Here is a 670-nt window from a genome sequence, read left to right as displayed (position 1 = left end):
AGTAGTTAGACATCCTGTCCATAAACTTCCTGGACTCCGAGTCAAAAAACTAACTGGACTCCGAGTCCAAAAAGTCACTAGACATCACAGTGCTAGCCCACAACCGGAAACAGGTAGGCTCAGCTCACATGCAGAAGCAATATCTCTAGCTATAGACATCTTCTGTAGAGCGCAACCAGAAATCCATCATCGCTACTATGGTATTTGCTGACGAAAAGATGGTCTTCGCTACATCGGAGGGACTCCAGTTATCGGGGAGATCTATAAAACGACCTGCGACTTTCCCGATAGTCACTGAAGGAGATTCTTTGACGGCCTCAAGAATAGTTACGACGTCTTCGTAAGTAGCATCGAATGCATCTTTTTCATTGGCTGCAGTTGCATCGGCTATGCAAATCCAGTCATCAACTTCTCTCATGTCTTTCAAGAGATTATCAACTATCTTTTCAGGATTTGTTTCCATACTCAGAAACATACTATGAAGTGCCCCAGGTTTTGTTCCGTTTGAGTAGATGGGAAAATCTGGAATATGCCAAGGAAATTTGACCAGGATGCGAAGGACCGTGTGGTCCGTCTTGTAGAGGACCGTATCTTGGCGGAAAATATGTCGATGCACCCCGCGTGCCAGGCAGTAGCTCCAAAGTTGGGGGTTTCATGGCACACGGCTCGT

1 protein-coding gene and 1 pseudogene are annotated in these 670 nt (G+C 46.1%); one reads left to right on the top strand and one right to left on the bottom strand.

Translation table 11 applies throughout. From position 1 onward, the window contains the following. Positions 1 to 145: 145 nt before the first annotated feature. Complete coding sequence (locus tag ABRP88_RS11425; protein WP_349837265.1) at positions 146 to 463, bottom strand: hypothetical protein; 318 nt, start codon at positions 461 to 463, stop codon at positions 146 to 148. A gap of 20 nt (positions 464 to 483) precedes the next feature. Here ABRP88_RS11425 and ABRP88_RS11420 point away from each other — a divergent pair. Continuing rightward, positions 484 to 670, top strand: a pseudogene (locus tag ABRP88_RS11420) (hypothetical protein); the annotation flags it as partial.

It is taken from the genome of Corynebacterium sp. KPL2734 (genome assembly GCF_040225595.1).
GTDB classification, from domain to species: domain Bacteria; phylum Actinomycetota; class Actinomycetes; order Mycobacteriales; family Mycobacteriaceae; genus Corynebacterium; species Corynebacterium rhinophilum.
Note: the sequence above shows the minus strand (reverse complement) of the source record. Positions and strands in the feature narration are given on the sequence as shown.

Bases quoted from the DNA above. Each gene is read 5' to 3' on its own strand.
- ABRP88_RS11425 (WP_349837265.1), bottom strand. From the start codon at position 463: ATGGAAACAAATCCTGAAAAGATAGTTGATAATCTCTTGAAAGACATG.